The following is a 21,856-nucleotide window of genomic DNA, read 5'->3' as shown; positions in this document are numbered from 1 at the left end:
TGGGGATTGTGACTTCCCAAAACACCCCCACCCCGAACACCGCCGCCGAGCCGCATGATGCCAGCGAACAGACCCGCATCCGCATGGAGAAGCGCGCCAAGCTGATCGAACGCGGYGTCGAGGCATATCCGGTGGGTGTCGAACGCACGCACTCGCTCACGGAAATCCGGGAGAAATACGCCTACCTGCAGGCCGATGAAACCACCGGCGATGCCGTTGGCGTGACCGGCCGCATCGTCTTCATCCGCAACACGGGCAAACTCTGCTTCGCCACCCTCCAGGAGGGCGGCCTGGACGGCAAAGCCGTGCGGCTGCAGGTCATGCTGAGCCTGGCCAACATCGGTGAGGAGGCGCTCGCGGAGTGGAAGTCCCTCGTGGACCTCGGCGATCACGTCTTCATCAAGGGCGAGGTCATTTCCTCACGCCGCGGCGAACTCTCCGTCATGGCGGATTCCTGGACCATGGCCTCGAAGGCGCTGCGCCCGCTGCCCGTGCTGCACGCCGGGCTGAACGAAGAAACGCGTGTCCGCCAGCGCTACGTGGACCTCATTGTCCGCGACGAAGCCCGCGAGATGGTGTACACCCGCGCCGCGATCACCCGCTCCATCCGCGAAACCCTGCACCGCCAGGGCTACGTTGAGGTGGAAACCCCCATGCTGCAGCTGGTTCACGGCGGCGCCACGGCCCGTCCCTTCGAGACGCACATGAACGCCTTCGACCAGAAGATGACGCTGCGCATCGCTACCGAGCTCTACCTCAAGCGCACGGTGGTCGGCGGGATCGACCGCGTCTACGACATGGGCCGGGTCTTCCGCAACGAGGGCGTGGACTCCACGCACAGCCCCGAGTTCACCACTTTGGAGTCCTACGAGGCGTGGGCGGACCAGTTCGTCATGGCGGACCGGATCAAGGAGATCATCCTGGACGCCGCCGACGCCGCCGGTGTGGGCCGCGTGCTGCAGACCGAAGCCGGGGAGATCAACCTCGACGGCGAATGGACCTGGCTGGCTGTCTACCCCGGACTGTCCGACTTCGTGGGCCAGGAAGTAACCCCCGATACCCCGGTTGCCGAGCTGCTTGAGCTGGCTGCCAAGCACGAGGTCAAGGTCGACGCCGCCTGGGAAGCCGAGAAGCTCGTCGTCGAACTCTTCGGCGAACTGGTGGAGCCGACGTTGCTCAACCCCACGTTCGTCTACGACTATCCGCCGTCCGCGCAGCCGCTGGCCCGCCAGCACCGCGAAGACGGCCGCCTGATTGAGGCCTGGGACCTCATCATCGGCGGCATGGAGCGGGGCACGGCCTTCTCCGAACTGATCGACCCGGTCATCCAGCGCGAACGCCTCACCGAACAGTCCCGCCGTTCCGCCGCGGGTGACGTGGAGGCAATGCAGCTGGACGAAGACTTCCTCCGTGCGCTCGAGTACGGCGCGCCGCCCATGGGCGGGATCGGCCTCGGCATCGACCGGCTCGTGATGCTGTTCACCGGATCCGGCATCCGCGAAACGATCCTCTTCCCCCTGTTGAAGCCCGAAGGACACTGAGCATGGACTATATCGCCGTATTGCTGCCCCCCATCGTGGTGGGCCTGCTTTTCTGGTTTGCCATGAAATCCATATTCAATGCCGACAAATCAGAGCGGCAGGCAGAAGCCCGCGCCCATGCCGAAGCCGAAACTAGGGCCAAAGGACCGGAATCCGGGACCCTGGGAAGCTAATTACCCGAAAGAAGTAATAGTTCCCTATTGCCGCCTTCGGTTTTCCTTTGGACAGAGTTTTGCGCTTTGACTCCCTGCTGTAACGCGGAGGATACTTATTCCAGATACATCCTGCTTTTCTTAACGCTCGATCTTTGGAAAGAGAGTCCTTTATGGCACAGAAAGTAAAAATCATCCTCGTTGATGATCTGGATGGGGGATCCGCGGACGAAACTGTCCGGTTTGGCCTTGACGGCGTCAGCTACGAAATAGACCTGTCGTCAAGCAATGCATCAGAACTGCGCTCCGCGGTGGACCGATTTGTGACGCACGCGCGCAAAACGTCAAGCGGACGCGCCACGCGCACGAAAATTTCCAGCGGACGGAATCAGGACTCTGCCCAGATCCGCCAGTGGGCACGGGACAACGGCTATGCGGTAAACAGCCGCGGGCGCATCCAGGCTGAAATTCAGGAAGCTTACCAAAAGGCTAATTCCTAGCAGGGACCCGCGTCAGGGTGCAGTGCGGGGCCCGGCATGAGGGCGCAGTATCCAGCCGCAATCACGTTTCGTGGCGTCGTAATCGACCGTCTGTCAAATGCCAATGCCCCCGTTATCTGACGGGGGCATTGCCATGCCGGCGTCGGGGCGCCCGTCCAGCAGATCGGCCCGCCCGTCCGGCGATGAACAGACTCCGCCGCCCGTGTTCCTCCCCGGCAGCATTTCCAGGCAGATGTCCCGCACGAGGTGAACCATTTGCCGAAGATGGCCGCAATGGGTCCAGGCTTAGCGGCCATCTTCGGCAATTCGGGAACCTTTGCCATGCCGTCGGCGCCCGTCCGGCATTGCAACGTCCACCCTTCCGGCGGTGCGCCCGTCCGCGCGGCCGGAACGGCCCGCTTAGCGGCCGGTTTCGCCTTTCCGGATGGGCAGAATGCGCCGGTCCGGAGGGGTTCCGGGCGGTTCTTGCCCCTGGCCGGGGGACCCGGTCCGGGCGCGGTTGCGCAACCCTCCGGTTTCCCCTGTGGCGAACAAGCCCCAAATCTGGAACCCGGCCACGTAGCATCAAAGTACGTCGTAGCTAGGAGTGTGGCGAAATGTTTGAGCGATTTACGGACCGTGCCCGTCGCGTAGTTGTGCTTGCCCAAGAAGAGGCACGCATGCTGAACCACAATTACATTGGTACCGAACACATCCTCTTGGGTCTGATCCATGAGGGTGAAGGTGTTGCCGCCAAAGCCCTTGAATCCTTGAGCATTTCGCTCGACGGTGTCCGCGAGCAGGTCCAGGAGATCATCGGCCAGGGCCAGCAGGCGCCCTCCGGCCACATCCCCTTTACCCCCCGCGCCAAGAAGGTCCTGGAGCTCTCGCTGCGCGAGGCGCTGCAGCTGGGCCATAACTACATTGGTACCGAGCACATCCTCCTCGGCCTTATCCGGGAGGGCGAAGGCGTTGCCGCCCAGGTGCTCGTTAAGCTCGGCGCAGACCTGAACCGGGTCCGGTCGCAGGTTATCCAGCTGCTCTCGGGTTACCAGGGCAAGGAAGCCACGGGCGCCGGTGTAGGCCCCGGACAGGCTGAGGGGACCCCGGCCGGGTCCGTTGTCCTTGACCAGTTCGGCCGCAACCTGACCCAGGCGGCCCGCGAGAACAAACTGGACCCTGTGATCGGCCGCGAGCAGGAAATGGAACGCGTCATGCAGGTCCTTTCCCGCCGCACCAAGAACAACCCTGTGCTGATYGGTGAGCCCGGCGTCGGCAAGACCGCCGTCGTCGAGGGCCTGGCCCAGGCGATCGTCCGCGGCGATGTCCCGGAGACCATCAAGGACAAGCAGCTGTACACCTTGGACCTCGGGTCCCTCGTGGCCGGTTCCCGCTACCGCGGCGACTTCGAAGAGCGCCTGAAGAAGGTCCTCAAGGAGATCCGCACGCGCGGCGACATCATCCTGTTCATCGATGAGATCCACACCCTGGTGGGCGCCGGTGCCGCCGAAGGTGCCATCGATGCGGCCTCGATCCTGAAGCCCATGCTGGCCCGCGGCGAGCTCCAGACCATCGGTGCCACCACGCTGGACGAGTACCGCAAGCACATCGAGAAGGATGCCGCGCTGGAGCGCCGCTTCCAGCCGATCCAGGTCAAGGAACCCTCCGTCGCGCACGCGATCGAGATCCTCAAGGGCCTCCGCGACCGGTACGAGGCACACCACCGCGTCACCATCACCGACGGCGCCCTCGCCTCGGCGGCGGCCCTTTCCGAGCGCTACATCTCGGACCGCTTCCTGCCGGACAAGGCAATCGACCTGATCGACGAGGCCGGTGCACGGCTCCGCATCCGCCGCATGACTGCCCCGCCGGAGCTCAAGATCATGGACGAGAAGATCGCCGCCATGAAGCTGGAGAAGGAATCCGCGATCGACGCGCAGGACTTCGAAGGCGCCGCTTCGCTGCGCGACAAGGAGCAGAAGCTCATTGCCGAGCGCGCCGAAAAGGAACGCCAGTGGAAGACCGGCGGCATGGACGACATCTCCGAAGTTGATGAAGACCTCATCGCCGAGGTGCTGGCGAACTCCACCGGCATCCCGGTCTTCAAGCTGACCGAGGAAGAGTCCTCGCGCCTGCTGAAGATGGAAGACGAACTCCACAAGCGCGTGGTCGGCCAGAACGAGGCCATCAAGGCCTTGTCCCAGGCGATCCGGCGCACCCGAGCAGGCCTCAAGGACCCCAAGCGTCCGGGCGGCTCGTTCATCTTCGCCGGCCCCACCGGCGTCGGCAAGACCGAACTGGCCAAGGCCCTCGCCGAGTTCCTGTTCGGCGAGGAAGACGCCCTGATCACCCTGGACATGTCCGAGTACTCGGAGAAGCACACGGTGTCGCGGCTCTTCGGTGCCCCTCCGGGCTACGTGGGCTACGAGGAAGGCGGCCAGCTGACCGAGAAGGTCCGCCGTCGTCCGTTCTCCGTGGTCCTGTTCGATGAAGTGGAGAAGGCGCACGCCGATCTCTTCAACTCGCTCCTGCAGATCCTGGAAGACGGCCGCCTGACCGACTCCCAGGGCCGCGTGGTGGACTTCAAGAACACCGTGATCATCATGACCACGAACCTCGGCACCCGGGACATCTCCAAGAGCGTTGCCACCGGCTTCCAGTCCGGCACGGACACGCAGACCGGCTACAACCGGATGCGGGCCCGGGTCACGGAAGAGCTCAAGCAGCACTTCCGCCCCGAGTTCCTGAACCGTGTTGACGATGTTGTGGTCTTCCCGCAGCTGACCCAGGACGAGATCATCGAGATCGTGGACATGTTCGTCGCCCGCCTGGAGAAGCGCCTCAAGGACAAGGACATGGGCATCGAGCTCACGTCCGCGGCCAAGGTTCTCCTGGCGACCCGCGGCTATGACCCCGCCATGGGTGCCCGGCCGCTGCGCCGCACCATCCAGCGCGAGATCGAGGACCAGCTCTCCGAGAAGATCCTCTTCGGCGAACTGCACTCCGGCGACATCGTGGTGGTGGACGTGGAAGGCGAAGGCGACGACGCGAAGTTCACCTTCGCCGGCAACGCCAAGCCGCGCATCCCGGAGATCGCTCCGAGCGTCTAAGCACCATCAACAACGGCCCCGCTGCCCCGAAAGGGACGGCGGGGCCTTTGCGTTGCCCGCCGTCGTGAAGCATTTGCCGGAGATGGCCGCTATGGGAGCTGGCTTAGTGGCCATCTTCGGCGAACGGTGGCCGTGCTGAAGTGCCAGGGCCCGTCCCGCATGATAGGGGAGCCGTGTCTGAAAGCAGTGTTTCACTCTTAGTGAACGTTTTGTGATCGATACCACATACGGTGTTGAATCGGTGCATGGCTGCTAAGGACTCAGAGACCCTGAGCGAACAACCCGAGACCCCCTTCCACGATCTGGACCACTACCTCGCGATCCCCAGAGTGAGCGGTTTGACGCTGAGCCCGGACGGCGCCCGGCTGGTGACCACCGTGGCGACCCTCGGCGCGAAAGGCACCGAATACTGCACCGCGCTGTGGGAGGTGGATCCGGGCGGGGCCAAACAGGCCCGCCGGATCACACGCAGCGCCAAAGGGGAGGCCGGTGCGGTGTTTGCCGCCAACGGCGACCTGTACTTCACCTCGGCCCGTCCCGATCCGGAGAGCCCCGAGGCAGACCCGGTGAACGCCCTCTGGATCCTGCCGTCCGACGGCGGCGAAGCCCGGGTGGCCTTGTCCCGGGCCGGCGGAATCGGCGGGGTCCACGCCGCCAAGGACGCCGACACCGTGGTGGTCGCGGCCTCGGTCCTGGCCGGTTCCACGGACGAGGACAATGACGAGGAACGCCGGAAAGCGCGCAAGGACAACAAGGTCGCGGCCATCCTGCACAGCGGATACCCTGTCCGCTACTGGGATGCGGACCTGGGCCCGGCGCAGCCGCGGCTGTTCGCCGTCGAACCCGGAGACCCGTTGGAGGCCGGAAAGCCGGCCACCGTCGACGCCGCGCCGCCGCTGAAGCTGCGCAACCTGACGCCCGACGCCGGCATGCGGCTCAGGGACGCCGAATCGGTGCTCAGCCCGGACGGCACGACGATTTACAGCAGCTTCGCCAAGCCCCTCGCCAATGCCGATTCACGTTCCGTCCTGGTCGCCATCGACGTCGCCACCGGCACCCGCACGGTCCTTCTGGACACGGAAGGCCAGAGCTACTTCCCGGGCCCGGTCAGTCCGGACGGCCGGAGCCTGGTGGTGGTCAGCGAAAGCGACACCACGCCGCTGGCAGCCCCGCGGGTCTTGCTGCACCTCCTCGACGTCGCCGGCCCGGCGGCCGGGGACGGCGCCCTGACGCCGCTCGCCCATGACTGGGACCGCTGGGCCCGCCCTGCCGCATGGCTGCCGGACGGATCGGCCCTGCTGGTCATCGCCGACGAGGACGGCGCATCGCCGGTATTCCGGATCGGTGTGGCCGGAGACCCGGGCGGGGCGGCCCAAGTGCTACGCCTGACGGCCGACGCCGCGGCGTACACCGACGTCGTTGTCGCACCGGACGGACGCAGCGCCTACGCCATGCGCAGCTCCTACGAATTCCCCGCCGAACCTGTACGGATCGACCTCGCCTCCGGTGACGTCGTCCGCCTGCCCGCGCCCGCGGAACGCCCCCGCTTCACGGGCACGCTGGAGCGCGTGGAGACGACGGCGGCCGACGGGGCCCGTGTGCCCGCGTACCTGGCCCTGCCCGAGGGCGCGTCCGCCGCGGCCCCGGCCCCGCTGCTGCTCTGGATCCATGGCGGCCCGCTGGGATCCTGGAACGCCTGGACCTGGCGCTGGAACCCGTGGCTGCTGGTGGCGCGCGGCTACGCGGTGCTGCTCCCGGACCCCGCCCTCTCCACCGGCTACGGCCAGGACCACATCCAGCGTGGCTGGGGGGAATGGGGCAAGGCTCCGTTCACCGACCTGATGGCCATCACCGACGCCGTCGTGCAGCGCCCCGACATCGACCAGACGCGCACGGCCGCCATGGGCGGCTCGTTCGGCGGGTACATGGCCAACTGGGTGGCCGGGCAGACGGACCGCTTCAAGGCAATCGTCACGCACGCCAGCCTCTGGGCCCTGGACCAGTTCGGCCCCACCACCGACGCCGCGCAGTACTGGCTCAAGGAGATGACGGCCGAGATGGCGCTGGAGAACTCCCCGCACCTGCACGTGGAGAACATCCGCACTCCCATGCTGGTCATCCATGGCGACAAGGACTACCGCGTGCCGATCGGCGAGGGACTCCGGCTCTGGTACGAACTGCTCGCCAAGTCGCAGCTGGCGGCAGACGGAAACGGCGAAACGGACCACCGTTTCCTGTATTTCCCGGACGAGAACCACTGGATCCTGCAGCCGCAGCACGCCAAGGTCTGGTACGGCGTCGTGGAGCACTTCCTGGCTAGGAACCTGCTGGACAAGGACGTTCCCGTCCCCGACGAACTCGGTCTCTGACGGACCGGGCCCGTGCCGGCAGAGAGCCGGCCGGGCCCGGGGCACCCGTAAGATTGGGCTGTGACTGAGACCGTGACTGAGACCGCGACTGAGACGATCCGCATCCGCCCCGCCCGCACCGACGACGTTGGCGCCATCAAGACCCTCGTGGCGCCGCTGGCCGACCAGCGGATCCTCATGGCCAAGGAAACCGTGGCCTACTACGAAAGCCTGCAGGAGTTCCGGATCGCCGAATCCGAAGACGGCGGGGTGATCGGCTGCGGGGCGCTGCACGTCATGTGGGAGGACCTCGCGGAGGTCCGCACCCTCGCGGCCTCGGACGCCTGGCGCGGCAAAGGCGTGGGCCACGCGCTGGTGGAGCGCCTGCTGGAGGATGCCCGCGCACTGGGAGTCTCCCGGGTCTTCTGCCTGACGTTCGAAGTGGAGTTCTTCAAAAAGCACGGCTTTGAAGTCATGGCTGACCAGACCGCCGTCGACCCCGTGGTGTATTCCGAGCTCCTGCGCTCGCACGACGAAGGCGTGGCCGAGTTCCTGGACCTGGCGCGGGTCAAACCGAACACGCTGGGCAACACCAGGATGATCAAGGAGCTGTAGCCGCCGCCGGGTTGCGGCTGCGCGCGGCTGTTCGCCGGCCAGCGAAGGCGGCGCCCCGGCCAGCGAAAGTGGCTCCAGGCCGGCGCCGGCAGCCGCCAGGAACTCGACGTCCACGCAGGGCTTCCCTTCAGTAAATTTGGTGGATAAACTGATGCCGGCCCAGGGGGTGGGCCGCCATACTTCCGGAGGCAAAAAATTGCACAAAGCCGTGATTTTTCCCGATCTCTCCGCAATCCACAGCTCAATCGCCAGCGCTCCGGCAGGGCCGCCGGACCAGCCGCTGGAAGCGCTGCCGCCCGAACCCGCCAACCACTCCTCGCCCGGCACCGGCGCGCCCGTGACGGGGCAAACCGCCGAGACAGTATCTGCCGCATCGGGACCGCCGGCCACGTCCCGCGCCCGCAAGGGCCGGCTCGCCGCGCCGCCGTTCTCATGGCTGGGCGTCGATGCCTGGCCGCATTCTCCGGYGTGGGCTGACCAACAGGCCTGAAGCGCGGGGGTTCGGAACGCGCGGCCACAACCCCGCCGCCCCGGGATTCGCAGCCCGCCAGGGAGCCCGGGCCGGGGGAACGGGGAGCCTACCGCCGGCCGTGCCCCGGTAGTAGGGTCTAAGCAAGCAGCCAGGACACCATCCAGGGAGCACCGCCATGAAGAAACTCATCAATGATCCCAAAGCCGTGGTCGACGAGTCAGTGGAGGGGTTCGGGCTTGCTCACGCCGACCTCGTGACCGTCTTCCCGGACCCGAAATACATCGTGCGCAAGGACGCTCCCGTCGCAGGGAAAGTCGGGCTCGTCTCCGGCGGCGGCAGCGGACACGAACCGCTGCACGGCGGGTACGTGGGCCTGGGCATGCTCGACGCCGCCGTCCCGGGCGCCGTGTTCACCTCTCCCACTCCGGACCAGATCCTGCCGGCCACGCTGGCCGTAAGCTCCGGCGCCGGCGTCGTGCACATCGTGAAGAACTACACCGGTGACGTCCTGAACTTCGAAACCGCCGCCGAACTCGCGCAGGCCGAAGGCGTCGAGATCCGCACCGTGCTCGTCAACGACGACGTCGCAGTGCAGGATTCGCTGTACACGGCCGGGCGCCGGGGCGTCGGCGGCACCGTCCTGGTCGAGAAAATCGCCGGTGCGGCCGCCGAGCGCGGTGACAACCTGGACGCCGTCGCCGCGATCGGTGACCGCGTCAACCAGAACGTGCGCAGCATGGGCGTGGCGTTGTCTGCCTGCACCGTTCCGCATGCCGGGGTGCCCAGTTTTGAGCTCGAGGAAAACGAGATCGAGATCGGCATCGGCATCCACGGCGAACCGGGACGGCACCGCATCCCGATGGAAAACGCCGACGGCATCACCGACCGGCTCCTGGATCCGGTGGTCAGCGACCTCGGCCTTGCTTCCGGGGACCAGGTGCTCCTGTTCGTCAACGGCATGGGCGGCACCCCGCAAAGCGAGCTGTACATCGTCTACCGCAGGGCCGCGCAGAAACTGGCCGAGCAGGGCGTCACCGTGGCCCGCTCCCTGGTGGGCAACTACATCACGTCCCTCGAAATGCAGGGCTGCTCCATCACTGTCCTGCGCCTCGATGACGAGATGACAACACTCTGGGACGCTCCGGTGCACACTCCGGCCCTTCGCTGGGGCGTCTGACCGTGGGCTTGGACGTCGGCTGGGCGGTGCGGTGGCTGACGCTTTCGGCGCAGGCCATGGCGGAGCACCGGGTGGAACTGATCGAGCTGGACCGGCCCATCGGGGACTCGGACCACGGCGAGAACATGGACCGCGGCTTCAAGGCCGTGATGGACAAACTTGCCGAGACGCCGCCCGAAACCCCGGCCGCGGCCCTGAAACTGACGGCCATGACGCTGATGTCCAAGGTCGGCGGGGCGGCCGGCYCGCTGTACGGCACGGCGTTCCTGCGGGCCGCCACGGCCCTGGGTGAGGCCTCCGACGTCGACGCCGCCACCCTCGCTGCCGCGCTGCAGGCCGCCCGCGACGGGATCGTCGCCCGCGGCAAGGCCGAATCCGGCGACAAGACCATGGTGGACGCCTGGACGCCCGCGATCGAGGCGGCCGCCGCAGCAGCTGGCGACGGCGACGGCGATGTCAGGAAGGTGCTGCTAGCCGCGGCGGAGGCCGCCGAAGCCGGCGCCGTGTCCACGGATCCGATGCTCGCCCGCAAGGGCCGGGCCAGCTACCTGGGGGAGCGCAGCATCGGCCACCGCGACCCCGGAGCGGTCTCCAGCGCCCTGATTCTGCGCGCCGCGGCCGGAGCGGCCGAATGACAGTCCGGCTGGTGGTCGTCTCGCACAGCTCCAAGATCGCGGACGGCGCCGTCGAACTCGCCGCGCAGATGGCTCCCGACGTCCTGATCCTGCCCGCCGGCGGCACCGACGACGGCCGCATCGGCACGAGCCTGGACAAGGTCATGGCGGCCCTGGAGCAGGCTGCCGGTGACGGTGTGGTGGTGCTCGCCGACCTCGGCTCCGCGGTGATGACGGCCGAGTCCGCTGCGGAGTTTGCAGCCGACCCGGGCTCGGTGCTGATTGCTGACGCGCCCATCGTCGAAGGACTCGTCGCGGCCGCGGTGGCTGCCCAGGCAGGGGCCGAAGCGGCGGCGGTGAAGGACGCGGCCGAGGCCGTCTACCGGCCCCCGGCCCATCCCGCGGAGGCGGGGCATGTGCACCAGCAGCCGCCGGACGCCACCGGGGACTTTGAACTCGTCAACCAGACCGGCATGCATGCCCGGCCGGCAGCGAAGATCGCCGGAGGCCTGTCCGCCATGGACGCCGAGGTGACCGTGAACGGCGCCGATGGCGCCTCCATGACCGAACTCATGATGCTCGCCGCCAGCAAGGGAACCGTCCTGCACGTGGAGGCCAGCGGCCCGGACGCCGCCAAGGCGGTCGACTACCTGGAACGCCTGGTCGGCTCGGGGTTCGGTGAGCCGTAAGCGCTAGGGTGCCTGGCGGAGGCCGGCCGCGTCGAGCACGACGCTGGCGGTGATGAAGGTTCCGCACTGCTCACCAAACGGGTGCGCCGACCTGGGCGTGAACGCCGCGGTCCGGGCCGGCAGAGGGTTCCCGGCGGTGTCCGTGCCCGTGGCCGTCACCTCGATCCGGCTGGCGCTCAGCGTCTCCATCATCAGCATTCCGGTCAGGGTCCCGTCGGGTGAGGAAGTGGCCGAGCAGGCGCCGTCGCCGCCGTAGGGGCCCGGCTCGCAGCCTTGGTCCACGGCCGTGCTCCCGGGAACCAGTTCGAGGTCCGCCTCCTTGCAGCGGCCGTCCTGGCAGGCGGCCAGGTGGATGGTCCGCACTGACGGGGCGTACTCCCGGTCCACCGTGAGCGACACAACGGGCGCCTGGGCGATCGCCGGGCAGGCGGCCTCCGGCCGGCACGAGACAGCCAGGACTGCGGTGAGGACCAGCACGGCCGCGGCCGCCAGCTTGCGCATGCTCCAGCGTAGATCCTCAGCCCGGGAGCCGGAAGCCGCCCTGGTGCAGTTCGGCGAGGCCGTCGCCCAGCAGCCCTGCCAGCGCCCGTTCCAGCTGCTCGGGGGCCGCGTTGAGCCGGTGCAGGGCCGCGAGCGGGATGCCGATGCCCTGCGGTTCGAAGCCCAGGTCCGCTGGAGCCTGGTGGAACAGGACCGGCGCCACGGGCTCCTCGGCTGCCCGCAGGACGGCCATCACGGCGCCGCGCACCTGCCGGTCCGTGCCGTGCCAGGCCTGTCCCTTGGGCGTGTACGTCGGCGCCGGCTCCCCGGCCGCCAGCCAGGCGCAGGACTCCCGGACAGGGCACTGGCCGCACTTGGGGGTCCGAGCAGTGCAGACCAGGGCGCCGAGTTCCATGACGGCGGCGTTCCAGCGCACCGAGGCGTCGGGGCGGTCCGGGAGCAGCGATGCCGCCAGCCGCATTTCGGCGGCGGTCAGGGCYTGCGCCGGCAGGGCAGAGCCGGTGACCAGCCGCGCGTGGACCCGGCGGATGTTCGTGTCCACCACCGTTTCGCGGCGTCCGTAGGCGAACGCGGCGACGGCCGCGGCCGTGTAGCTGCCCACGCCCGGCAGGTCCAGGAGTTCGGTATGGGTGTCGGGGACGGCCCCGCCGTGGCTGTCCCTGATGGCGACGGCGGCAGCATGCAGGCGCAGGGCGCGCCGGGGATATCCCAGCCGGCCCCAGGACCGGACGGCCTCCCCGGCGGGTTCGCCGGCCAGATCTGCAGGTTCCGGCCAGCGGCGCAGCCACTCTTCCCAGACCGGCAGGACCCGGACCACCGGCGTCTGCTGGAGCATCACTTCGCTGACCAGCACACCCCAGGGCGTGCAGTCCGCGGCCCGCCACGGCAGGTCCCTGGCGTTGGACGCGAACCAGTCATCCAGGGCCGCATGGAGGGCTGGGAGATTGCCGGCGCGGCCGGGCGCCCCGGCGGGCAGGGGTTCCCGCGGTGCCGCGGCGGATACGGGGGGCGTGGGGGTTAGAGTTTCGATCCATTCAGCGTAATAGATCGGGGTAACGGATCGGGACGGCGTCCGGTCCCGCGGCGTGGTCGGGCGCCATAGCCCGCGCGGTTCTCTAGGCTAGAAGAATGGTCAGGCAAGGCACTTCAGGTACGGGCGGTTCGCGGCCGAAAGGTTCGGCCACGGGGCAATCCGGGCGCAAATCCGGACGGCCCCCGCTGCGCCGGGTCTACCGCCGCCGCCGGCTGTTTGCAGGGGTGGTCCTGCTGCTCGTCATCGCGGTGGCCTTCGGCGGCTTTGTGGCGGTCTCGAATGCCATGGGCGGGGGCCAGTCTGCCGGCGCCCAGCCGTCCGGGGCAGGAGCGTCGCCGGCGGCCAGCCCGGCTGGCTCCGCGTCGGGGAGCCCCACGGCGTCCGGGGAGGCTTCGGCCTCACCCACGGCCACATCGGGGGAGGGCTGCGAGCAGAATCTGATCACCGTTACGGCCGCCACCGACAAACAGGCTTACGCCGCCGGTGAGAAGCCGCTGCTGAGCCTCACGGTGACCAACAACAACAAGGTCCCGTGCGAGGTCAACATCGGGACGTCGCAGATGGAGTACATGATCACCAGCGGCTCGGACCGGATCTTCTCCTCCAAGGACTGCCAGGCGGAGAGCGCGGACCTGATGAAGACCATTGCTCCGGGCAAGAGTGAGACGGCGAACTTCCCGTGGCAGCGCAACCGCACGGTGCAGGGCTGCGAGCCCGTCGAGGCCACGCCCGGTGCCGGCGGCGCCTACTACGTCTTCACCGCCCGGCTGGCGAACAAGAACAGCCCCAAGGCCGTGTTCCAGCTCAGCTGACCCGTATAACTCCAGCTACCCCCGACGGGTTTGTGGAGGGGGTTAGAGGAAGCGGTCCAGCAGGCTGGCCTCGGCCATGCGGCTCAGGCCCTCCCTGACGGTCCTGGCACGCTGGTCACCGATCCCGTCGACGGTCATGAGGTCATCGATTGTTGCCGCCATCAGGAACTGCAGGCCACCGAAGTGGTCGACGAGCCGGTCGGCGACGGCCTTCGGCACGGCCTTGAGCCCGGAGAGCAGGCGGTAGCCGCGCGGCTGCACGACGGCGTCGAGGTTGGCCTCGCCGCCGGCGAAGCCGACGATCCCGGCGATCTTGCCCAAGTCGATCAGCTCGGTCGGGCCCAGGCTGACGAGGGCCTTGACCGCTTTGTCGATGTCCTCCGCTGTTGCGGCCGGACCGGAGTAGTCCCGGATGATGACGTCGCTGCCCGGGCCGCGGCCGACGGTGAGCTCGTCCAGCTGCAGCGAGAGCAGGCGGCCGTCCTCGCCCAGTTCCAGGACGTACTGGGAGATTTCCTCGGAGATCCTGCGCACCATTTCCTGGCGCTGCAGGGTGACCGCTACGTCACGGACCGTCACCATGGCCTCGATTTCCAGGGCGGAGAGTGAGCTGGTGACCTGGTCCAGGCGCGAGCGGTAGCGTTCCAGGGTTGCCAGGGCCTGGTTGGCGCGGGCCAGGACCTTCTCGGAGCCCTCCAGGACGTGGCGCAGCCCGTGCACGTACAGCGCGATGATCTGCATTGACTGGCTGACCGAAATGACCGGGACGCCCGTCTGGATGGCCACGCGTTCCGCGGTCCGGTGCCTGGTGCCCGATTCCTGCGTTTCGATGCTCGAGTCCGGGACGAGCTGGACGGCCGCGCGCAGGATGTTGCTGGCATCCTTGTCGCAGACGATGGCGCCGTCCATCTTCGCCAGTTCCCGCAGCCGGGTGGGGGAGAAGTCGATGCCGATCTCGAAGCCGCCCGAACAGATGGACTCGATGGTCCTGTCGATGCCCAGCACGATCAGCGCGCCGGTCCGGCCGCGGAGGATGCGTTCCAGGCCGTCGCGGAGGGCTGTGCCCGGTGCCACCCTGGCCAGGGTCGCCTTGAGCGCATCTTCAGGGCTCCGAGCCATAGATTTCCCTTCAAAGGTGCAGGGACGAGCCTGCAAGTGCGCCGGATTCCAGGGTCTCCCGGCAGGATCAAAGTACTCAGTTCCCCGCTCTCCCCATGATAGGGGTAAAGCACGGCCACTTCCGCACAGGCAAGCCTTAAAGTGGTCCATTGCGGCGTGCCGCCGCGGGCCTCCTGAAGGGCTAGCGCGGGCGCCGTCCGTGAGGGCATTTTGGCGCCGCAAGGCCGCAGCTTCGTGCCCGGGCCCCGCGCAGCTTCATGCGCGGTCCGGCCGCAGCTTCGTCCGCGGTCCGCGGCCTGCGATAAACTTGGATCCTTGGGTGTACCGCGGGCTCTCCGCGCCGTGACCCGTCCACTGCCGCAGCGAAAGTAGCATCGTGTCTCAAGAAGTCCTCAGCCCCGCCCGAGTCCAGGAGATTCACAAGCAGGCGGCCCGGCGCCGGACTTTCGCGGTCATTTCGCACCCCGACGCCGGCAAATCCACCCTGACGGAGGCCCTGGCGCTGCACGCAAAGGTGATCGGCACGGCCGGCGCCTCCAGCGGAAAGGCCAACCGCAAGGAGACGGTCTCGGACTGGATGCAGATGGAAAAGGACCGCGGCATCTCCATCAGCTCTGCCGCTTTGCAGTTCGCCTACCGGGACACCGTCATTAACCTCTTGGACACCCCGGGCCACGCCGACTTTTCCGAGGACACCTACCGCGTGCTCGCGGCCGTGGACTGTGCCGTCATGCTGGTCGACGCCGCGAAGGGCCTGGAAACCCAGACCATGAAGCTCTTCGAGGTCTGCAAGCAGCGCAACCTGCCCATCATCACTGTCATCAACAAGTGGGACCGGCCCGGCCTGGACGCCCTGGCSCTSATGGACGAGATCACCGARCGCACCGGCCTGCAGCCGATGCCGCTGACCTGGGCCGTTGGCATCTCCGGCGACTTCCGCGGCGTCTGGGACCTGCGCAACGACCGCTTCGCGCAGTTCAAGCGCAACAACGCCGGCGCCAACATCGCCCTCACCGACTACTTCACCCCCGACGARGCCGCCGCCAGCCAGGGCGACGACTGGTCCAACGCCGTGGACGAGGCCGGACTGGTCATCGAATCCAACCTGGCGTTCGACGTCGCGGCCTTCCACGCCGGCAAGGCGACGCCGATCCTCTTCAGCTCGGCCGCGCTGAACTTCGGCGTCAAGGAAATCCTCGACGCCCTCGTCGACTTCGCCCCGCCAGCTGCCCCGCGGCCCGACGTCGACGGCGACCCCCGCCCCGTGGATGCCCCGTTCGCCGGGTTCGTCTTCAAGGTCCAGGCCGGCATGAACAAGGCCCACCGCGACCACGTTGCCTTCATCCGTGTTTGCTCCGGCATGTTCGAGCGCGGCATGGTGGTCACCCAGACCCGGACGGGGAAATCCTTCGCCACCAAGTACGCCCAGCAGGTCTTCGGCCGCGAACGCGAGGTGATCGACGAGGCTTTCCCGGGCGACGTGGTGGGCCTCGTGAACGCCTCCTCCCTCCGGGTGGGGGACAGCCTGTTCCTGGACCAGCCCGTGGAGTTCCCGGCGATCCCGCTGTTCGCCCCGGAGCACTTCCAGGTGGCGCGCTCCAAGGACCCGAGCCGGTTCAAGCAGTTCCGCCGCGGCATCGAACAACTCGAGCACGAGGGCGTCATCCAGGTGCTCCGCTCCGACATCCGCGGCGACCAGGCGCCCGTTCTTGCCGCCGTCGGCCCCATGCAGTTCGAAGTGGTCGAGGACCGCATGGCGCACGACTTCAGCGCCCCGATGCGGCTGGAGCGGCTCCCGTATTCCATGGCCCGGATCTCGACCGCCGACGCCATGCCGGCGCTGGCCAACGTCCCCGGCGCCGAAGTCCTGTTGCGCTCCGACGGGGAATACCTGGCCCTGTTCAACGACGTCTGGGCCCTGCGCCGGATTGAAAAGAACCACCCTGACCTCACCCTGGTGCCGATCGGGACCCACAACCCCGCAAAATAGCCTAGGCGGCGGACCGGAAGACTCCCCGGAAGTCTTCCGGAATCCGGTTTCCGCGTTATGATAAGTAAGCTTGCTTATGATGCGGGTGCCGGGATTTGTCCCGGCTTTGGACTGATCCGCCCGCTTCCAGCGGCGGCCCCATTAGAGGGACCACGTAGACCTTTGACAACCATGGACCCCGGTTTCCTGCTCAGCGGGCGCTACCGGATCGAAGAACTCATTGGCCGGGGCAGCCAATCGAGCGTGTACCGTGCCACGGACGAGGTCCTGGGGCGTGAAGTGGCAGTCAAACTCTTCCGCGACGGGACAGTGGACGAAGAACGGACCCGCAGGCAAGCCGATGAAGTGCGGATCCTGGCGGGGATGGCCCACCACGCCCTCGTGACATTGTTCGACGCCGGCACGGACCTCAGTGACCCGACCCGCCGGCTCAGTTATCTGGTGATGGAACTCGTCCGCGGCCCCGACCTGCGCCGCCGCTCGGCCGAGGGCCCGCTGTCGGCGGCCCACATGGCGCTGATCGGACACGATCTCGCCGACGGTCTTGCGCACATCCACCACCACGGCATCATCCACCGGGACGTCAAGCCGGCCAACATCCTGCTCGTGGACTACAGCGTCGAGGACCGGCGCGCCCGCGCCAAACTCAGTGACTTCGGCGTGGCCATCACCATCCGCGAAGGCCACCACGGCGACCCCGATGACAGCTCCGGCACCCCGGCCTACCTCAGCCCCGAACAGGCTGCCGGCGAACCGGCGGGCCCCGCCAGCGACGTCTATTCGCTGGGGCTGGTCCTGCTGGAAGGCCTGACCGGGAAAATGGCCTATCCCGGCGCGCCGGTGCAGTCCGCCCTGGCCCGGCTGCTCCACGACCCGGACGTCCCTGAAGACATCGCGCCCATGTGGGCGGCCCTGCTGACCTCCATGCTGGACAGGGATCCGGCCGCCCGCCCGCCGGCCCGGGAAGTGTCCCTGGCCCTGCGCCAGGAAGTCATCAACGGCACAGGACGCCGCCGCCGGGACCGGGCCGCGCTGTTGACCGACGAAGAAGGGCGCATGCAGGCGGTCGAGCGGTACCGGATCCTGGACACTCCCGCGGACGGCGTCTTTGACCGGATCGCGGCGCTGGCCGCACGCATGTTCTCGGTGCCCGTGGCGATTGTCAGTGTTGTGGACCATGACCGGATCTGGTTCAAGTCCCACCACGGCACGGATGTCACGGAAATCGGCCGGGACCCCGGATTGTGCGCCTCCGCCGTCCTGCAGGGCGATGCCTGGATTGTCCAGGACGCCGTCAACGATCCCCGGACGCTGGCCAACCCCCTCGTGGCAGGCGAGTTCGGCCTGCAGTTCTATGCCGGGGTGCCGCTGCGCACTCCGGACGGCTACAACCTGGGCACCTTCTGCATCCTGGACCGTGAGCCCCGCGAGTTCAGCGATGAGGACACGGCTGCGCTGGAGGACCTGGCGGCGCTCGTGATGCACGACCTGGAGTTGCGGCTCCACAGCCGGCGGGCGCTCGCCGGGTAACCCGCGGTCCGCCTGACGGGCTGGCCTACCGCCGGCCGGCGTGAAGGGCCAGTTCGAGTTCGAAGCGCGCCGTTGGGTCCTCGAGGGCGTCGCCAAAGAGCTCGCGCAGCTGCGCTGCCCGGTAGCCCACGGTCTGCGGGTGAATCCCGAGCTCGGCGGCCACGGGCGCCCGCTGGCCCCAGTGGCGCAACCAGGAGAGCAGGGTTTCGGCGAGCCGGTCGCGCTGTGCGGGCCGGAGCCCTTCCAGCGGCGCGAGCCGGCGGTTGGCGAGTTCCGTGATCGCTGAGGGTTCTGCACCGAGAATCACCTGCGCCAGGTGCTCGTCGGCCCAGATCGGGGGATCATCCGGTCCCTCCCGCGGAGGCAGTGCTGCGGCCGCCAGCACGGCCAGCCGCAGCGAATCCGGAACCCTCTCCCAGCCCCCGGCCGGTCCCACGGAAGCGCCGCGCCCCTTCAGGGCACGGTCCAGGTCGTCCCGGGCGGAGCGCGACATCCGCGCCGGCACCAAGGCGACAACATCGGTCTCGCGCTCAATCACAAGGGTGCCCGGGCCCAGGCGCAGCCGCAGCCCGGCCGCCCGGTCCAGCGGCAGCGTCACCACCGCCATGCGCTGGGGCAGGGACCAGTCCGCCATCGCCGCCGTCTGGCGCAGGGCCGCCTCGTCGGCCTGGCCTAGCAGGAGCAGGTCCAGCAGTTCGGTGCGCCGCCGGTCCACTGCTCCGGCCCGTTCGGACTGCTCAAAGGCGTAGGCCTCGGCGCTGACCGCCGACAGCTCATCGATGTACGCGAGGATCGATTCGCCCAGGTCCACCACGACGCCCTGGCCCAGATGGTGTTCCACTGAGACTTTGGACATCTCCCGGAACGTCACGCGGGCGCCCATCCGGTAGGCGCTCAGGAGCGCGTCCATGCTCCGCCCCTGCCGGAACTCGCCGCTGCCCAGCCCGGCCACCAGTTCCCGGCTTTCCTCGGACAGCGCCGGCAGCCGGGTCCCGGGCAGTTGCAGGAAGCGGTCCAGCGCCGCGGCCACGCCCCTGCGCAGCCCCCTGCCAAAGCGCCCCTCGATCGGCCTGGCGTACGCCGGGACGAGCTGCGGGACGGYCTCGATGATGGCCTCGACAATGCCGGGCATCCGCGGCCGCAGCATGTCGCTGACCTCCCGCGGCAGGGCCAGCCAGGGAGGATCGTAGGCGGGGGTGGGGTCGGCAGGCTCCCGGGCAGGGGATGTGTTCATGGAAAGTCCGATGAGTTGTTGCGGCGGGATAGTTTTCTCAAGTCGATCGTATGCCTTGGGTGAAGAAGTATGGCGCAATCTGACATAAGCTTGATGAATGATCCGGCTCCGTAAGCTGGCGCGCGCCGCATCTCTACTGACCACCCCACTAGCTCCAGAAGACATTCTGTCGCTGTTCAATCCCGTGTTTTCCGCCCGCCAATTGCGCGGCGTGGTCACCAGGGTGGTTCCAGAAACGGCCGATTCCGCCACCATTTTCTTCCGTCCCGGCCGCGGCTGGCAAGCACATCTTGCCGGCCAGTGGGCCCGTATTGGCGTCGAGCTCGACGGTGTCCGCCACTGGCGGTCCTACTCGCTCAGCGCCCCCGCCGGACAGGACCCGGCAATCACCGTGACCGACATGGGCGCCGTGTCCGGGGCCCTCGTGCGCGGCACCAAGCCCGGCGACGTCCTGTTCCTGGCGCCCCCGCAGGGCGATTTCGTCCTTCCCGAGCATCCGCGGCCGCTGCTCATGCTCACGGCCGGCAGCGGGATCACCCCGGTGATGTCGATGATCCGCACGCTCGTTCCGCACCGCCCGGATTCGGACGTCGTCCTGATCCACACCGCCCGCACCGCCGCGGACACCATCTTCCGTGAAGAACTCGCCGAGCTCGCCGACCAGTTCCCCAACCTGCGCGTCACGCACTGGTTCACTGGTGAGAGCGGACGGCTGGACTTCACCTCGGCCGCCGACCTGGACCGGCTCTGCCCGGACTGGCGCCAGCGCGCCGCCTACGCATGCGGTCCGGAAGGGTACCTCAACGACGCCGAGGCGTTGTGGGAGGCCGAAGCGGAGGACGCCCAGCAGGCCGCGGCCAGCTCGGGCACCCTGACCATCGAACGCTTCAGCACCAGCCTCGCCGGCGGCGCAGGGCACGACGGCGGCCTGGTCACCTTCGAGGCCTCCGACCGTGAAGTCGAGGCCGATGGCGACACCCCGCTGCTCGATGTCGGCGAGGACGCCGGCATCCTCATGCCCAGCGGCTGCCGGATGGGTATCTGCCACAGCTGCCTCATCCCGCTGCGGGCCGGCCACGTCCGTGACCTGCGCACCAACGAAGTGCACGGCGAGCCCGGCCAACTAATCCAGACGTGCGTGTCGGCAGCCGCCGGCCCCGTTAACCTCGACCTCTGAGGAGTATCACCGCATGACGATTGTTTCCAACAAACCGGACCTTTCCGACGCCGACACCCCCGCCACCAGCGGTTCAGCGGACACAGCAAAGGTCGTCACGGTCGCGAAGACGCGGCCCGGAGCCCTCGCCGAAACCGGCAGCCCGCTGCTGCGCCCTCCCGCGGCCGCCCACCTCTCCGACGAGCAGGTGGCGGAGCTGGGGCGCGAACTCGACGCCATCAAGGATGACATCCTCGCCAAGCGCGGGTCCGCCGATGCCGCCTACATCCGCCGCATGATCAAGATCCAGCGCGGCCTGGAGCTCTCCGGCCGTGCCCTGCTCCTTGTCAGCAAGAAGAAGCCCGCCTGGTTCGCCGGCACCGCGCTGCTGAGCTTCGCCAAGATCCTGGAAAACATGGAACTTGGGCACAACATCCTGCACGGGCAGTGGGACTGGATGCGGGACCCGGACATCCACTCCACCACCTGGGAATGGGACTTCGTCACCCCCGCGCGCTCCTGGCAGCACACCCACAACGATCTCCACCACCGCTGGACAAATGTGGTCGGCAAGGACAACGACATCGGATACAACCTGCTGCGGATGGATCCGGACCAGAAATGGACTCCCTTCAACCTGGGCAACCCGCTGTACAACGCGCTGCTGGCACCGGTCTTCGAGTGGGGCATCGCGATCTACGACCTCGAACTGGTGGACTACAAAGAGGGCCGGAAGTCCAAGGAAGCCCTGACCAAGGACCTGAAGGCCCTCGGCCGCAAGGCACTGACGCAGTTCACCAAGGACTACGCCGCCACTCCCGCCGTCGCCATGCTGACCGGTTCCGGCAAGCAGGCCCTCTACGGCACGCTGACCGCCAACGCCGTCCGCAACGTGTGGGCGCACGCAGTGATCTTCTGCGGCCACTTCCCCGAAGGCACTGACACCTTCACCGAGGAAATGGTGGAGGGCGAGACCCGCGGTGACTGGTATGTGCGGCAGATGATCGGCTCGGCCAACATCTCCGGCTCCAAGTTCATGCACCTCATGACCGGCAACCTCTCGCACCAGATTGAGCACCACCTGTTCCCGGACCTTCCCTCGAACCGCTATGCGGAAGTGCAGCCGAAGGTGCAGGAGATCTGCAAGCGCTACGGACTGCCGTACACCACGGGCCCGCTGCTGAAGCAGGTCGGCTCCACGTGGGCGAAGATCTTCAAGCTGGCCCTGCCGCCCAAGAAGGCCTAGCAAACCCAGGCCGGCTCAGCCGGAGTGAAATCAGGAGA

The 21,856-nt window shown here is 67.9% G+C and carries 19 protein-coding genes; 15 read left to right on the top strand and 4 right to left on the bottom strand.

The features are described 5' to 3' along the window. Positions 1-8 precede the first annotated feature (8 nt). The 10 genes from lysS (at position 9) to dhaM (ending at position 11,197) form a co-directional block, all read left to right on the top strand. Positions 9-1,541 (top strand): lysine--tRNA ligase, encoded by a 1,533-nt coding sequence (lysS, locus tag AC1D1S_RS02900; protein WP_243178317.1) that lies wholly within the window; start codon positions 9-11, stop codon positions 1,539-1,541. Positions 1,542-1,543: 2 nt separating this feature from the next. Continuing rightward, positions 1,544-1,714, top strand: coding sequence for a hypothetical protein (locus tag AC1D1S_RS02895; RefSeq protein ID WP_223914693.1), 171 nt, complete (start codon positions 1,544-1,546; stop codon positions 1,712-1,714). 152 nt (positions 1,715-1,866) lie between these two features. Then, entirely contained in the window at positions 1,867-2,193 is a 327-nt protein-coding gene (locus AC1D1S_RS02890) for a histone-like nucleoid-structuring protein Lsr2 (protein WP_028276918.1), read from the top strand. A 596-nt stretch (positions 2,194-2,789) separates the two neighbouring features. Beyond that, positions 2,790-5,282 carry an ATP-dependent Clp protease ATP-binding subunit gene (locus AC1D1S_RS02885; RefSeq protein ID WP_028276917.1) on the top strand — a complete coding sequence of 831 codons (2,493 nt, stop codon included), beginning with the start codon at positions 2,790-2,792 and terminating at the stop codon, positions 5,280-5,282. A gap of 245 nt (positions 5,283-5,527) precedes the next feature. Beyond that, positions 5,528-7,651 (top strand): S9 family peptidase, encoded by a 2,124-nt coding sequence (locus tag AC1D1S_RS02880; protein WP_476993680.1) that lies wholly within the window; start codon positions 5,528-5,530, stop codon positions 7,649-7,651. A gap of 60 nt (positions 7,652-7,711) precedes the next feature. Next, the gene (locus tag AC1D1S_RS02875; protein ID WP_173403079.1) at positions 7,712-8,245 is read left to right on the top strand and encodes an amino-acid N-acetyltransferase; all 534 of its coding nucleotides are present in this window, start codon (positions 7,712-7,714) and stop codon (positions 8,243-8,245) included. Positions 8,246-8,453: 208 nt separating this feature from the next. Beyond that, positions 8,454-8,735 (top strand): hypothetical protein, encoded by a 282-nt coding sequence (locus AC1D1S_RS02870; RefSeq protein ID WP_476993679.1) that lies wholly within the window; start codon positions 8,454-8,456, stop codon positions 8,733-8,735. A 157-nt stretch (positions 8,736-8,892) separates the two neighbouring features. Further along, positions 8,893-9,894 carry a dihydroxyacetone kinase subunit DhaK gene (gene dhaK / locus AC1D1S_RS02865; RefSeq protein WP_223914689.1) on the top strand — a complete coding sequence of 334 codons (1,002 nt, stop codon included), beginning with the start codon at positions 8,893-8,895 and terminating at the stop codon, positions 9,892-9,894. Between the two features lie 2 nt (positions 9,895-9,896). Next, positions 9,897-10,529, top strand: coding sequence for a dihydroxyacetone kinase subunit DhaL (dhaL, locus tag AC1D1S_RS02860; protein WP_476993678.1), 633 nt, complete (start codon positions 9,897-9,899; stop codon positions 10,527-10,529). Continuing rightward, a complete protein-coding gene (gene dhaM / locus AC1D1S_RS02855) occupies positions 10,526-11,197 on the top strand; it encodes a dihydroxyacetone kinase phosphoryl donor subunit DhaM (RefSeq protein ID WP_476993677.1) in 672 nt (223 codons plus the stop codon). The genes dhaL and dhaM overlap by 4 nt, the downstream gene beginning before the upstream one ends. Before the next feature lie 3 nt (positions 11,198-11,200). Here dhaM and AC1D1S_RS02850 read toward each other — a convergent pair whose 3' ends face one another. Further along, positions 11,201-11,698, bottom strand: a complete 498-nt coding sequence (locus AC1D1S_RS02850) for a hypothetical protein (RefSeq protein ID WP_476993676.1) — start codon at positions 11,696-11,698, stop codon at positions 11,201-11,203. A 16-nt stretch (positions 11,699-11,714) separates the two neighbouring features. After that, on the bottom strand, positions 11,715-12,551 hold the full coding sequence (locus AC1D1S_RS02845; RefSeq protein ID WP_308197224.1) for an HhH-GPD family protein: 837 nt from the start codon (positions 12,549-12,551) through the stop codon (positions 11,715-11,717). Between the two features lie 275 nt (positions 12,552-12,826). Here AC1D1S_RS02845 and AC1D1S_RS02840 point away from each other — a divergent pair, with 275 nt between their 5' ends. After that, positions 12,827-13,543, top strand: coding sequence for a hypothetical protein (locus AC1D1S_RS02840; RefSeq protein WP_028276910.1), 717 nt, complete (start codon positions 12,827-12,829; stop codon positions 13,541-13,543). 42 nt (positions 13,544-13,585) lie between these two features. Here the strand turns inward: AC1D1S_RS02840 and disA are convergent, their stop codons facing one another. Next, positions 13,586-14,662, bottom strand: a complete 1,077-nt coding sequence (disA, locus tag AC1D1S_RS02835; protein ID WP_018774911.1) for a DNA integrity scanning diadenylate cyclase DisA — start codon at positions 14,660-14,662, stop codon at positions 13,586-13,588. A gap of 376 nt (positions 14,663-15,038) precedes the next feature. Between disA and AC1D1S_RS02830 the strand changes: the two genes are divergently transcribed. Both AC1D1S_RS02830 and AC1D1S_RS02825 read left to right on the top strand, forming a co-directional pair. Further along, complete coding sequence (locus AC1D1S_RS02830; protein WP_476993675.1) at positions 15,039-16,652, top strand: peptide chain release factor 3; 1,614 nt, start codon at positions 15,039-15,041, stop codon at positions 16,650-16,652. A 171-nt stretch (positions 16,653-16,823) separates the two neighbouring features. Beyond that, the gene (locus AC1D1S_RS02825) at positions 16,824-18,182 is read left to right on the top strand and encodes a protein kinase domain-containing protein (protein WP_243178325.1); all 1,359 of its coding nucleotides are present in this window, start codon (positions 16,824-16,826) and stop codon (positions 18,180-18,182) included. A gap of 25 nt (positions 18,183-18,207) precedes the next feature. On the opposite strand, the gene AC1D1S_RS02820 is transcribed toward AC1D1S_RS02825, so the two are convergent. Beyond that, on the bottom strand, positions 18,208-19,416 hold the full coding sequence (locus AC1D1S_RS02820) for a PucR family transcriptional regulator (RefSeq protein WP_476993674.1): 1,209 nt from the start codon (positions 19,414-19,416) through the stop codon (positions 18,208-18,210). A gap of 97 nt (positions 19,417-19,513) precedes the next feature. On the opposite strand from AC1D1S_RS02820, the gene AC1D1S_RS02815 reads away from it, so the two are divergent. Together AC1D1S_RS02815 and AC1D1S_RS02810 are read left to right on the top strand one after the other, a co-directional pair. Continuing rightward, positions 19,514-20,593, top strand: a complete 1,080-nt coding sequence (locus AC1D1S_RS02815; protein WP_243178327.1) for a ferredoxin reductase — start codon at positions 19,514-19,516, stop codon at positions 20,591-20,593. A 13-nt stretch (positions 20,594-20,606) separates the two neighbouring features. Next, positions 20,607-21,818 carry a fatty acid desaturase family protein gene (locus AC1D1S_RS02810; protein ID WP_243178328.1) on the top strand — a complete coding sequence of 404 codons (1,212 nt, stop codon included), beginning with the start codon at positions 20,607-20,609 and terminating at the stop codon, positions 21,816-21,818. Positions 21,819-21,856 lie beyond the last annotated feature (38 nt).

This window comes from Arthrobacter sp. P1_A5 (assembly GCF_056406825.1).
This window is presented reverse-complemented; position numbering and strand designations above follow the sequence as displayed.